Annotated in this window: 6 protein-coding genes; 5 read left to right on the plus strand and 1 reads right to left on the minus strand. The window is 43.9% G+C overall.

From position 1 onward, the window contains the following. The first annotated feature begins 322 nt into the window (after window positions 1-322). A complete protein-coding gene (locus N7E81_RS05300; protein WP_263052244.1) occupies window positions 323-2,020 on the plus strand; it encodes an alpha-L-fucosidase in 1,698 nt (565 codons plus the stop codon). A 410-nt stretch (window positions 2,021-2,430) separates the two neighbouring features. Here the strand turns inward: N7E81_RS05300 and purB are convergent, their stop codons facing one another. Then, a complete protein-coding gene (gene purB, locus N7E81_RS05305; protein ID WP_263052245.1) occupies window positions 2,431-3,786 on the minus strand; it encodes an adenylosuccinate lyase in 1,356 nt (451 codons plus the stop codon). A gap of 274 nt (window positions 3,787-4,060) precedes the next feature. On the opposite strand from purB, the gene N7E81_RS05310 reads away from it, so the two are divergent. From N7E81_RS05310 to N7E81_RS05325, 4 genes are all read left to right on the plus strand, one after another. Further along, window positions 4,061-9,577, plus strand: a complete 5,517-nt coding sequence (locus N7E81_RS05310; protein WP_263052246.1) for an alpha-2-macroglobulin family protein — start codon at window positions 4,061-4,063, stop codon at window positions 9,575-9,577. Beyond that, the gene (gene pbpC, locus N7E81_RS05315; protein WP_263052247.1) at window positions 9,578-11,953 is read left to right on the plus strand and encodes a penicillin-binding protein 1C; all 2,376 of its coding nucleotides are present in this window, start codon (window positions 9,578-9,580) and stop codon (window positions 11,951-11,953) included. Between the two features lie 280 nt (window positions 11,954-12,233). Beyond that, the gene (locus N7E81_RS05320; protein WP_263052248.1) at window positions 12,234-13,589 is read left to right on the plus strand and encodes a Na(+)-translocating NADH-quinone reductase subunit A; all 1,356 of its coding nucleotides are present in this window, start codon (window positions 12,234-12,236) and stop codon (window positions 13,587-13,589) included. Window positions 13,590-13,595: 6 nt separating this feature from the next. Continuing rightward, entirely contained in the window at window positions 13,596-14,786 is a 1,191-nt protein-coding gene (locus N7E81_RS05325) for an NADH:ubiquinone reductase (Na(+)-transporting) subunit B (RefSeq protein ID WP_263052249.1), read from the plus strand.

Below are 14,786 nucleotides of genomic sequence, written 5' to 3' on the forward strand. Positions count from 1 at the left end.
ATTTGAAGCAATCACTAAAAATCTTTTTTCTATTTCAAGGGATAGGCAACGATGAAGATCGGAATAAAATCAAACAATATTTTATACCCAGTATTAGGACTATAATAGCCTTGAGTGTCTTTGCTTAAATAATTTCAAAACAGGCTACTTATAGAATTTTAGAACACTTGTGGTAAATAATGAGGGTTAGGCAGAATTGATAGCTGAATTCACTCCGATATAATTAATCCATAGTCCAATACGATATCAATAGGAGAGAATAGGTTCACCTTGGTTTATGTTTACAGATCATGAATTTTTAATCATTAAGTGAACAGATACAATGAAGATTATTTTACAACTGTTAGTTGCTTTTGGTTTTTTAGTTGGCATAAGTTCTTGTCAGCAGGGTAATACAGAAAGCTCAAGCTCACTACCCCAAAAAGAGGGATTGAGCTGGGAGGATCAAAAATTTTCAATGTTTATTCACTGGGGGATCTATTCCATTCCTGCTGGCATATGGAATGGTGAGCAAATCAGCGGATATAGCGAGCAAATAAAAGGTCACGCCAAGATCCCAACAAATAAGTACCGTCAACTCACGAAGCAATTCAATCCAATCCATTGGAACCCTGATTCAGTTGCGTTACTGGCGAAGGCTGCAGGAATGAAGTCTGTGGTCATCACTGCAAAACACCATGATGGTTTTTGTCTTTTCGATTCCAAGTACACAGACTTTGACGTGGTGGATGCCACACCATACAAAAATGACATCATCAAAGGTTTGTCAGATGCTTGCCGCAAGCAAGGGATAGATTTTGGAGTGTATTTTTCAATCATCGACTGGGATTTTCCTGGCGCCATGCCTTTCGAGTCGACAAGGAATTGTGATTCTATACCTCCGGCGCATCATCAATACAATCTAAATCAGGTTCGGGAGCTGCTCACCAATTACGGAGAGATCTCCGAATTGTGGTTTGATATGGGAGCCCCGACGCCAGAGCAAAGCAAGGAAATCGCTGACCTTGTCAAATCATTGCAGCCGAATTGTATGGTCAGTAGTCGTCTTTGGAACGACCAGGGGGATTTTATCGTGATGGGTGACAACAAAAAAGCACAATTGAAAATGGGCGTGCCGTGGCAATCTCCCGCTTCGATGTTTCACGAAACGTGGAGCTACCGATCATGGCAGGAAAGACCTAGTGTCGCAAGTAAAATCGAAGAAAAAGTCCAGGATCTTGTTGCTGTTGTAAGTTCGGGTGGCAACTACCTGCTGAATATTGGGCCGAGGGGCGATGGTTCGATTGTTCCATTTGAGCGAGACGTATTGTTGGGTATTGGAAATTGGTTGGAGGTTAATGGTGAAGCTATTTACGCTACGGATGCCTTTCCTGTAGAGAGTCAGGAGTGGGGATACGTTACCTCAAAGCCAGGAAAGTTATTTTTGAATGTACTGTCTTCGAGCGCTGAGGATTCAATAGTGGTAAAAAACCTTGAAGGAAAATTTTCAAAAGCATACTCACTGGTAAATTCAGATAATCCACTACCCATACAAAAATCAAATTCGGGTGTTTCAATTGCCGTGAATAATGCACATTTGGGTATAGACCCGGTGTCGGTCATCGTTTTGGAATATGATCAGCGTGAGACGATATATCAGCCTTCCAGCCTTGTGTCCCTAGGTAAGGACGGGACGTATGCCCTCAATGGAGATAATGCCGAAAAATACTTTAGCACAAGCGGTACGAGCTATATCACCAGGACGAATAGAGTAGTCAAAATGAAGTGGTACGTTCCCAAATCTGATATGCAAAACATGAAGGTCAATATAAATTATCAAAGCCTGAATGCAGAGCCACTCGTACTTTTAGTGAATGGGAAATCGCATGAATTAGATGATCAGCAGCAATCTTTGAATCAACAACTAACGACTATTGATTTGAATCAAAATCAAATCAATGAAATCGAATTGGTGCAAAAGAATAACTGTTGCCCACACAAGGATCTAGCGATTGACGCTGTCAGTTTAGTTATACATTGATTCATGACCTCTGCTAGAGGTCTTTATTTCTAATCATTTGAGAAGGCAAGTGTATAAAAAATCATTTATACTATTAACCCCAATTATCATTGGTTCTTAGCTATGGAAGCAAAGTGTCTATTTTAAAGAGAATTATGGACAGAATACCCGCCTGCTAGGAGAGCCAAGGGTTTTACGATGACCATTTTGCGTTAAGGAATGAACCTCTTCTCCAAGAGGGAGTTATTCCACTTAGAAAAAGGGGGGCTAGGGGGATTTAAGCTGTACTCTAAATCAGATCTCTGCTCAATAAATCACCGTCATTCCCTTAGCTTGTCAAGGGAATCTGTCAGCATTCAACCAGCAGATGCCCCAGATAAACCGGAGCATGACGACTTAATTTTATATGATTAAATGATCGAAGAAGGGATTTATCCCAAAGGATTAATCCCGGTATAATTAAACGGAGTAATCGACTTCAGCTGCTTCTTCAATTCATCAGAAACATCCAAAGTGTCCACAAAGTCTTTAATCACCTGATGCGTGATTTCCTGGTTGCCACGTGTCAACGCCTTTAATGCCTCATACGGTTCTGGATAGGCCTCTCTTCTCAAGATCGTTTGAATCGCCTCGGAAACCACCGCCCAGTTTTGATCCAAGTCATACTCAATCGCATGCTGGTTCAATTCCAATTTGCCAATTCCTTTTTCTAATGACTTCAACGCAATGAAAGAGTGACTAATCGGCACGCCTACATTTCTCAATACCGTAGAATCCGTCAAGTCTCTTTGCAATCTTGAGATTGGCAATTTGCCAGACAAGAAGTCATAATTCGCGTTGGCTATACCTAAGTTACCTTCCGCATTTTCGAAGTCGATTGGGTTCACTTTGTGTGGCATGGCAGAAGAACCTACCTCGCCCTTCACGATTTTCTGCTTGAAATAGCCCATAGAGATATACTGCCAGATGTCACGGCTAAAGTCGATCAAGATCGTGTTGATTCTTTTCAGATTATCAAACAAAGCAGCCATATCATCATAGTGCTCAATCTGAGTGGTTGGGTAACTTCTTCTCAGCCCCAAAGTGTTGTCCACAAAGTTGTTAGCAAACTTAATCCAATTCACTTCTGGGTAGGCGATATGGTGAGCGTTCATATTCCCAGTTGCTCCGCCAAATTTAGCGCCATATTTTACGCCATCCAGCATGTTGATCTGCTGTGTGAGCCGCTCATGGAAGACCAATATTTCTTTGCCTAGCAAGGTAGGAGAGGCTGGCTGACCATGTGTCTTTGCTAGCATAGGAATGTCCTTCCATGTTTCGGCGAGATCCATCAATGTGCCAGTGATTTTATTGATTAATGGCAAATATTCGTTTTCCACAGCATGTTTGAGTTGCAAAGGAATTGCCGTATTGTTGATGTCTTGAGAAGTCAATCCAAAATGAATGAATTCCTTGTATGGTGCTAAATCTAAATCATCAAATTTCTTTTTGATGAAGTATTCTACGGCTTTCACATCGTGATTGGTAGTTTTCTCGATGTCCTTGATTGCTTGCGCATCAGTCTCAGAAAATTCCACCACGAGTTGTCTCAACTTACCAAAAACAGAACTGTCTACATGCTTTAGTTGCGGTAACGGGTGCTGACACAAAGCGATGAAATACTCCACCTCCACATGAACCCGGTATTTGATCAATCCAAACTCTGAAAAATATTCCGCTAGCTGAGCGGTATGTCGTCTATATCTTCCGTCTACAGGCGCGATCGCCGTGAGTGCATTCAATTCCATCCTTTTTGTACTTAGTATGAGTGGCTTGCGCCAAAATAATTGGACGGCAAAATTAGGTAAATCTGGCTAGATAGAGAATGGAAATGCTGCGTTGACGTGGAAATATCTTTTGAAGTAGGTGAGAGCTTTCTGTAGATAAGAAGCTATTGTCGTTTTATGTTCTACTTCTCATCTATCAGTATTTCCAAAATGTCAGAATTTTGGAAAGATTCAACAAGAAGTTTCACAGCCAATCCTCTATTTTTAAGGCCAATTCAAAACCTGCTAAATAACCATGAAAAAACTTCTCTTTATTTTACTTGTTGCCAGTTTCATTTTTAGTTGTTCACAGAAGAATGAACCTGACCAGCCCAATTTCGACCAAGCCAAAAGCCTATTTGTCGATTATATCTCGGCTTATACCTCAGGTGTCATTTCGGCTCAGTCTAACGTTAAAATCAAATTGGCTAAGTCTGTCGATGAAATCAAATCAGGCACCGAGTTGGGAAGTGATATATTCCAATTTGAGCCCAAGCTCAAAGGTAAAACCTACTGGGAAGACGACCGCACGATTATATTTCAACCCGAGCAAAAACTAACTAGTGGAGCCAATTACACGGTGACCTTTCGATTAGCCAAAATTCTTCCTGAGTCTAAAGACAAAGGTGAATTCAAATTTGGGTTTCGAACCATCCCACAAAATTTCGAAGTCAAAATGCTTGGCATGGCACTCTATGATGCGCAGGATTTAACGAAAGTAAAACTGACGGGTCAGGTGCAAACCGCCGACAACGTAGAAAGCACACAAGTCGAGCAAATCCTTTCAGCTAGGCAAGGTTCGTCCAACCTGACCATCAGCTGGGCACATGAGTCCCCTACTCGTCATGCCTTTGTGATTGAAAATGTACAAAGAGGAGAAGCCAAAAGTGAAGTGCAAGTCACGTGGGACGGACAAGCCATACAAGTAGATGAAACTAATGATTTGAAATATGAAATCCCATCGATCAACGACTACAAAGTACTGTCTGTCAATATTGGTCGTGGCAAGCAAGATTATATATCTGTTTTGTTTTCCGATCCACTCATGCCTAAGCAAAACCTCAAAGGGTTCATCACTTTGGGTAATAGCGAACCACGCATTGTGATAGATCAAAACGAACTGAAACTATACCCGACCACTGAAATGGAAGGTACTGTTAAACTTAAGGTTTTCTCTAAGATTAAAAACTCAGCGGGTTATACCTTGAAGGAAGATTTTACCAAAGAGCTCGAACTGACGCAAGCCAAACCAGACGTCAGAATGGCTGTAAACAGCGGAACAATTATTCCTAACTCAGAAGGGCTGATTATCCCATTCGAAGCTGTGGGTTTGAAAGCCGTGGATGTCACTGTGGTGCAAATTTTCGAAGACAATGTACTCCAATACTTGCAGGTCAACAGCATGGGAGACGATTATCAGCTCAACCGAGTGGGGCGCCCCATTGCCCGAAAAACCATCAACCTATTGGAGACTGGTGTGACCGATCTCAATGAGTGGAATAGATATACACTCGATATTGCCGAGTTTACCAAAGTGCAGCCCGGTGCCATGTACCAGATCAAATTGAGCTTTCGCAAAAGTCAGTCAGCCTACTTTTGCCCTAATGCTGAAGAAGGTGAATTGGAAGCACTCGATAATTGGGACAACCAAGAAGAAAGCAGCAACTGGGACGGCTATGAAAATTATTATTCGTCCAACAATTACGATTGGCGTGAGCGCGAAAATCCTTGCAGCGACTCTTACTATATGTATCGCAGCACGCCGAGTAAGTTAGTTTTGGCGTCAGATTTGGGCTTGGTAGCCAAAAAGAGCGATCATGGAGACCTACACGTTTTCATCACCAATATGCTCGACACCCAACCGCTGTCCGACGTGAGTCTAGCGGTGTACGACTATCAGCAGCAGGCTATTGGCTCAGCCATCACCAATAAAGACGGACAGGCCAAGGTCAAAGTGAAAGGCAAACCGTTTTTGCTTGTCGCAAAATCTGGCGAGCAAATGGGCTATCTCAAAATCGATGACGGATCTTCCTTGTCGTTGAGCAATTTCAACGTAACGGGCCAAAAAATCCAAAAAGGAGTGAAAGGTTTTATCTATGGAGAACGAGGGGTTTGGCGACCAGGAGACGATATCTTCCTCACGTTTATTTTGGAAGATAAAGAAAGTGTATTGCCTAAAGGCTATCCTATAGTGCTCGAACTCAACAATCCACAAGGTCAGCTGGTAAAGAAAGTGGTGAAAACAGAAGCCACCTCAGGGATGTACAGTTTTCAGCTCAAAACCAATAACGATGCGCCAACAGGTAGGTGGCAGGCCGTACTAAAAGCAGGCGGAGCTACTTTTAGTAAGTCACTCAAAATAGAAACCATCAAGCCTAATCGCCTTAAAATCGAATTGGATTTCAAAAAGGAGAGACTTACTGCGCTGGACGAAAACATCTCTGGAGACTTAAGTGTAAAATGGCTACATGGCGCTACCGCAGGTGGGCTCAAGGCCGAATACGAAATGATCGTTTCGCCAGTTAAAACCACCTTTATTGATTATCCAAATTTCAAGTTCGACGACGAATCCAAGTATTTCTACGCAGAGCGACAAGAAGTCTTTTCTGGCAGGTTAGATGCCAATGGCTTTGCCAAAGTAAACCTAAGCCTCAACGTAGAAAACAATCCTCCTGGCGCACTAAAGGCCACTTTTAGTGGGAAGGTATATGAAGAAGGGGGCAATTTCAGCATCGACCAAGTCAGTATTCCTTACTATCCATATACCTCATTTGTTGGACTCAAAGCACCTGAGGGAGACAAAAGAGGCATGTTGCTCACAGACGAAGAACACAACATCCGTGTGGTATCCGTGGATGCAAAAGGCCAGCCCGTAAGCCGCCGCAATGTAGAAGTAGAGCTATACAAACTAGACTGGAGATGGTGGTGGGACAACAGCTACGACAACATTGGTAACTATGTCGGCAGATCGTACAACACACCACTACAAAGTACCACCATCAATACCTCCAATGGTGAAGGCAATTGGGATCTGAAAATAGACTACCCAGATTGGGGCAGATATTATGTAAAAGTGACTGATCCTATATCAGGGCACAGTGCTGGGCAGGTGGTATATGTGGATTGGCCCGGATGGGCTGGCAAAGGTGCCAGAGGAGACGCTGGCGGGGTGAGCATGCTCAACTTTGAAGTAGAAAAAGAAAAATATCAGGTAGGTGATTTGATAAAACTCACCTTCCCTAGTGCTAAAGGAGGGCGTGTATTGGTGAGTTTGGAAACGGGCAAAAAAGTGATCCAGACGTTTTGGGTGGAAACGGAAGAAAAAAACACAGCTGTCCAGTTTGAAGCCACGGCAGACATGTCTCCCAATGTATATGTGCACATCAGCATGATTCAGCCGCATGCTCAGACAGCTAATGATCTTCCTATTCGCATGTATGGCATCCAATCAGTCGAGGTGATTGACCCAAATACTATATTGAAGCCGCAGCTGGCCATGCCGAAAGAGCTCAACCCTGAGCAGACCTTCCAAGTCAAAGTAAGCGAGCAAAATGGCCGTGCCATGGCGTATTCAGTCGCAATGGTCGACGATGGTATTTTGGATTTAACCAGATATAAAACCCCCTCTCCTTGGGAGAGTTTTTATGCCAGAGAAGCACTTGGCGTGAAAACCTGGGATATTTATGATGACGTAATCGGCGCTTATGGAGGCAAATTAGAAAGGCTTCTGGCGATTGGTGGCGATGGAGAGTTGAAAGCACCTGATGCCAAAAAGGCTAACAGGTTTAAACCAGTGGTTAAATACCTTGGGCCTTTCTTTTTGAAAGCAGGAGAAACTGCCGCTCATGAGATCACGATGCCGCAGTATGTGGGCAGCGTCCGCACCATGGTAGTAGCTGCACACGAAGGAGCCTATGGGGCGGTAGATCAGACCACTGCCGTGAAACAATCCGTGATGGTACTCGCCACACTACCAAGAGTAGCTGGGCCTGGAGAAGAAATGGATTTGCCAGTCACCTTATTTGTAAACGATGATAAAATCAAACAAGTGACGGTTTCTATAAAGGAAGAAGGAAAACTAAAAGTAGTAGGAGAAAAAGCCCAAACAGTGAAATTCAGCAAAGCAGGTGAGCAAGTGGTTTACTTTAGGTTAAAGGCTGCTGAGGCGTTGGGTTTTGCTAAGGTTAATGTGACAGCCAAAGGAGGAAACATCACCGCTCAGCACGACATAGAGCTGGACGTAAGAGCGTCTAACCCCGAAGTAGTAGATGTCGCAAGTAAGCTGATTGGCGCAAGCGAAAGTTGGAGTGCCGCATATGCACCACTAGGAATGAAGGGAACCAATGGCGGCCTAATCGAGCTGTCGTCTTTGCCCTCGCTCAATCTCGAACAAAGACTACAATACCTCATTCGATATCCACATGGGTGTATCGAGCAGACCACTTCATCGGTTTTTGCACAATTGTATTTAGACGAATTTATGTATCTCACTGAGGAGCGTAAGCAAAAAATCAGCACCAACATCAAAGCGGCTATTCAAAGGCTCAATAGCTTCCAAACGGCCAATGGCGGTATGGCTTATTGGCCAGGAGGCGTGGAGGAAAATGATTGGGGTACCAACTATGCCGGGCACTTTTTGCTAGAAGCCAAAAAGAAAGGGTATGCCGTGCCAGAGGGTTTATTGAGCCAATGGATGAAGTACCAGAAGAGGCAGGCCAATCAATGGTCGAAAGGTGGCAGACGAGACAATGATTTGATTCAGGCTTATCGATTATACACATTGGCACTAGCCGACGAAAAAGCGATGGGTGCCATGAATCGCATGAAGGAGATGAACAACATCAGCAACGTGGCCAAGTGGAGACTGGCTTTGGCTTATGCCCTGGCGGGATATCAAGGACCAGCAGAGACTATGATCGATGGACTGACGAAAACGGTGGAAGACTACAAGGGGCCATCGTATACCTACGGTTCTCGTCTGCGCGACCGTGCTATGATTTTAGAAACACTGGCAGTATTGAACCGCAAGGAAGAGGCCTACCCTATTTTAGACGAAATCGCCCAGCGTATGGGAGATCAAAAACAATGGATGAGCACTCAGACCACGGCCTATAGTTTAGTAGCTATTGCGGCTTACACCAAAGGCGCCGAGCTCAACGAATCCATGGAATTCGACGTGAATGTAGGTAGTGCTGTAGCAAGTTTCCAAAAAGGGAAATATGTGACCCAGATTCAAATAGACGAAAACGAAAAATCGCAACCCGTGGTGATCAAGAATAAGGGTAATGCACCTCTTTATGCTCGTCTTATTCGTACAGGAGTGCCATTAGTAGGTCAAGAACAGACAGGCGCTCAAAACATAAAAATGACCGTGAGTTATAAAGATCAAAAGGGAAATGCTTTGTCAGTGTCAAACCTGAAGCAGAGCACCAATTTCACGGCGCAAGTGACGGTACATCATCCAGGAGTCAGAGGCGAGTACAGAGATTTGGCTTTGACACAGATCTTCCCATCGGGGTGGGAAATTATCAACACCAGATTGAACGATATACCAGGTGCTAATACTGGTGATCAGCCTGATTACTTAGACATCAGAGACGATCGAGCCATGCAGTATTTTGACTTGAAACCTAATGAGAAGAAAACTTTTGAAATTAAACTCAATGCGTCTTACAAAGGGAAGTTTTACCTACCAGCAGTAGCTATAGAAGCTATGTACGACAACTCCATTTACGCACGTACATCGGGACAGTGGGTCAATGTGGTGGAATAGATGAACGTCAGTCGCCAATTAGAACCTCTTCTTCGAAACCGTCTTGTGCAACTGCTGTTGTTCGGGGCGGTTTTGTTGTGGATGATTCCCCTGCCAGATCCGCTGTTCGACAAGCCTTATACGACCACCATGGAGAGTGCCGATGGCGAGCTGCTGGGTGCGCGAATAGCCAGAGATGGCCAGTGGAGATTTCCGGTGGTAGATAGCCTTCCAGCCAAATTTGAAACCGCTTTGTTGTTATTTGAAGACGAATATTTTTACTATCACTGGGGAGTAAATCCCCTGTCGATTATCAAAGCCTTGCTAACTAATGTCAGAGCAGGGAACATCAAACGAGGAGGTAGCACCTTGTCTATGCAAGTGATCCGCATGTCTCGTGGCAACCCATCCAGAACCATTTGGAACAAACTTTTAGAAACTTTATCAGCCATCAAGTTAGAGCTTTTTTATTCCAAACAGGAAATATTGAACCTCTATGCGAGTCATGCTCCCTTTGGGGGAAATGTGGTGGGATTGACTGCCGCATCGTGGCGATACTATGGCCGTTCGCCTGAGCAACTGTCGTGGGGAGAAGTCGCTGCACTGGCTGTTTTGCCTAATCAACCTTCTATCGTGTTTCCAGGAAAAAATGAAAAGGTTTATCGAAAGAAGCGTGACTTTTTGTTGACTAAACTATATGAAAAAGGACTGATCGATGAGATAACCCTCGAACTGTCCAAGGCCGAAGACCTTCCTAGTCAACCCCATGATTTACCACAAATCGCTCCCCACCTACTCACGGAGTTGATCAAAGCGGGAAATCAAGACAAGAGAAACCGAGTAACATTGAACCCAAAACTGCAAGAAAATATAACGGATTTAACCGAAAAACATCTGCAAAACCTGAATGCCAACTATATTTTCAATGGAGCAGTACTAGTGGTAGATCTGCTCAGTGGGGAAACCAAAGCCTATGTGGGCAATGTGGATACGGATAAAATTCATAGTCCGTCGGTAGATATTATCCAAGCTAAACGAAGCACGGGGAGTTTGCTCAAGCCGTTTCTATACGCTGCAGCAATAGACGACGGGCAGATCACACCGAGACAGTTGCTTGGTGATTACCCAGTTTTCTTTGAAGGGTTTTCACCCAAAAACTTCGACTTGCAGTTTCGAGGAGCCGTACATGCCGATGAAGCCTTGACGCGATCGCTCAACCTTCCTTTTGTACTCTTACTAAAGGAATATGGCATTCAAAAGTTTCATCAAAAATTGAAACGAATTGGAATGAACAGCCTGACTCATTCGGCCAATCATTATGGACTTTCTTTGATTTTGGGAGGAGCAGAGTCGAGCCTTTGGGAACTGGTGAATATGTATGCCAACTTGTATCGAGTGTATCGCCATTCGCTTGGGCAGCCCATTACAGCGCAGTATGACGGGGTTAATTACATTTCACACCAATATCTATTGGGGCAACCCAAAGAGATAACGCTAAAAGGAGAAGCGGCGAAGGAATTTGGGATTGGTGCTATCTGGGCCATGTTCGAAGCGATGAAAGGGCTGCATCGCCCAGATGATTTTGCAGGTTGGGAGCAGTTTAGATCTTCTACACCCATCTCATGGAAAACGGGTACGAGCTTTGGCTTTCGTGATGCTTGGGCCATTGGGCTCAATGGGCGTTATGCCGTGGGTGTATGGGTGGGCAATGCCGATGGAGAAGGGCGGCCAGGGCTGGTGGGCGGAAAAGCTGCCGCTCCGCTCATGTTCCAAGTCTTCGAGCAGTTGGAGAGTGATCGTTTTGCAGAAGTGCCTACTAGCGAAACGCAGCTGTTCGAAATTTGTCAAGAAAGTGGACAAAAAGCCAACTCTTATTGTGAACACACAAAAGAAGAGTCTTTGCCGATCACAGTAGAAAACACTTCAGCTTGTACCTATCATCAGTTGCTCCACCTCGACCAAACCGAAAAATATCAAGTGAATAGTTCTTGCTACGATGTGAATCAGATCGTGCACAAGAGCTGGTTTGTGTTGCCACCTGTGCAGGCTTGGTATTATCGCCAGTACAACACCAACTATAAAAGTCCTCCTAAATATCTATTGGCATGTGATCAGATGCTCCGTATGCCTACACTTGAGATGATCTATCCACAACCCAATGCGAAAGTTTATATTCCTAAAGAGCTGGATGGTACGTTTGGTCAATCCGTATTCGAGGCCGCTCATAGCGACAGCAAAGCCACCATTTATTGGCACCTCGATGGTGAATATCTCGGTAGCACGCGGCGTGTTCATCAGGTAGGAATCTACACCATGCCCGGTTTACATCAGCTACATCTCCTCGATGATCAGGGTCAAGAGTTGAATTTGAAATTTGAGGTGATTGGGGAGGGTTAGGAATAAGGGAGCAAGAGTGGAGGGTCTAGTACTAAAAAAGCGTCGGCACCTATCTTGTAATGAATTAATAGCGGCAGAGTAGAACTAGGCAAGTTTTAGTCCAATAATGAATTAATAAAAAGAGGTAGAAATACGTGTTTTGAGTAGGCATTTATAACGATTTCTTCATCTGTACTTCCTTGCAACAAATACTTTTACGATAATTGCGCTCCTAGCCCATTATCATCAATTTTTTATTATTTTTGCCTCGTTTTATAAAAAAGGCCTTTTGCAATAAAATATGTCTCAGAATATAAAGCTTAGGAAGGGATTTGATATCAATCTCGCAGGAAAAGCTGAAAAAAAAATCGGAGAGCTCCCACCAGCGGAGACTTACGCCATTAAACCCACCGACTTCATCGGTATGGATCGTCCAAAACTCCTTGTGAAGGAAGGCGACCAAGTGAAGGCAGGTACGCCTATCATGATCGACAAGCTCGTTGAAAACGTAATGTATTCATCGCCAGTGAGCGGAGAGATTGCGGAAGTGGTGAGAGGCGCGAAAAGAAAAATTTTAGAAATCAGAATCTTGGCTGACAAAGAGATTTCTTTCGAGTCGTTCGATAAGCACGACGATGTGAAAGGAGTTTCCAAAGCAGCAGCCCTCGAGCAGATGACTAAAGGCGGCGTTTGGCCGAACATCATCCAACGCCCATTCGGTGTGGTGGCTAATCCAGACGACAGTCCTAAAAACATCTTCGTTTCGGCATTTGATACACACCCACTTGCTCCAGATATGAATTATATCTTGGAAGGAGAGAAAAAATACTTCGAAGCAGGTATTAGTATCTTGGCGAAACTGACCGAAGGCAAAGTTCATGTAAATGTGAATGCTGCTGATTCTTCGGATTTTTTCAAAGGAAGTGAAGCACAAACCAACACCTTCTCAGGGCCACACCCTGCAGGAAACGTAGGGGTTCAGATTCACCACTTGGCTCCAATCAACAAGGGCGAAGTGTCTTGGACTGTTCACCCATACGGCGTGGTTCAAATTGGCAAGCTTTTCCTAGAAGGAAAATACGATGCGTCTAAAGTGATCGCTTTGGCGGGATCTGAAGTACATGCACCACAATATTATAAGACATACACTGGCGTTGCGATCAACAAATTGATCGACGGCACGATTAAAGACGGACATGTGAGATACATCTCTGGCAACGTGCTTACAGGCAGTCAAATTAACTCTACAGGTTATTTAGGATTTTATCACAACCAATTATCAGTAATTCCTGAGGGAGATTATTACGAATTGTTCGGTTGGATTTTGCCTACGACCAACCGATTGAGTTTCCACAGAGCTTTTGGTTTGCTTTCTTTCCTTGGCGGAAAGAAAAAGGAGTTTGTGCTCGACACAAATAATAGAGGTCAGCACAGAGCATTCGTTCAGACGGGAGCATTTGAGAAAGTGACTCCGATGGATATTCTCCCAACACACTTGTTGAAAGCGGTGTTGGCAGAGGATTTCGACGACATGGAAGGGTTAGGTATTTACGAAGTGATCGAAGAAGATTTGGCGCTTTGTGAATTTATCGACGTGTCTAAGAACGACGTGCAAGCCATATTAAGAGAAGGACTAGATCTAGTAAAAAATAGTTAAGAATCGATGAAATTTATAGAGGACATATTTGCGAAGGTTCGCCCCAACTTTGAAAAAGGTGGTAAGTGGGAGAAGTTTTTCTATATATACGAAGCGCACGAGACGCTCTTTCTAGCACCTAATAGTACCACTGGTGCCAAAGGTGCTCAGATCAAGGATGCGATCGACATGAAACGTATGATGATGACAGTGATCATCGCCATGCTACCTTGTTTATTGTTTGGAATCTGGAATGCTGGACATCAGCACTACTTAGCAATAGGTGAAGTAGCAGACTTGGCTAGCGAGATTTTATTAGGAGCCACCTTAGTGCTTCCTATCCTGATCGTTTCTTACGGTGTGGGTCTAGGTATCGAATTTACTTTCGCTACCATCAGAAAGCACGAGGTAAATGAAGGTTTCTTGGTTACGGGGATGTTGATTCCTTTGGTAATGCCTCCTACCATCCCCTTGTGGCAAGTAGGTTTGGCTACGGCATTTGCAGTAATTATAGGAAAAGAAGTATTTGGAGGTACTGGGATGAATATCCTAAACGTGGCTTTGACAGCTAGGGCCTTTTTGTACTTTGCTTATCCTTCTCAAATCTCAGGTGATGTTTGGTCTTACTTAGGTGGACAAACCGCCGTAGAAGGATATACAGGAGCTACACCATTGGCGATCGGAGCTGCTGCAGTAGAGGGCACACAGCCTATGCTGAGTATGATGGCCGACACTTGGTCTGCTGGGCTATATAGTTTCAACAACTTATTTATGGGAATTATCCCTGGTAGTATAGGGGAGACTTCTACTTTGATGTGTTTAATTGGGGCAGCCATATTGATCCTCACAGGAGTAGGCAGTTGGAAAATCATCTTCAGTGTATTTGCAGGAGCCTTTGTGATGGGTACCATTTGTAATTCACTAGGCGTAAACGAATACATGCTACTACCAGCTCATTATCACTTAGTGATTGGTGGATTGGCATTTGGAGCAGTGTTTATGGCATCTGATCCTGTGACTGCAGCACAGACTGAAACTGGAAAATGGATTTATGGATTCCTAATTGGAATACTGACCATTATCATAAGAGTATTTAACCCAGCTTATCCAGAAGGAATTATGCTGGCTATTTTATTAATGAACGTATTTGCTCCACTGATCGATTATTATGTGGTAGCTGCTAACAAGAAAAGGAGGTTGAAACGTGCAACGGTCTAA

The organism is Reichenbachiella carrageenanivorans, from assembly GCF_025639805.1.
In the GTDB taxonomy this organism is placed as follows: Bacteria; Bacteroidota; Bacteroidia; order Cytophagales; family Cyclobacteriaceae; genus Reichenbachiella; species Reichenbachiella carrageenanivorans.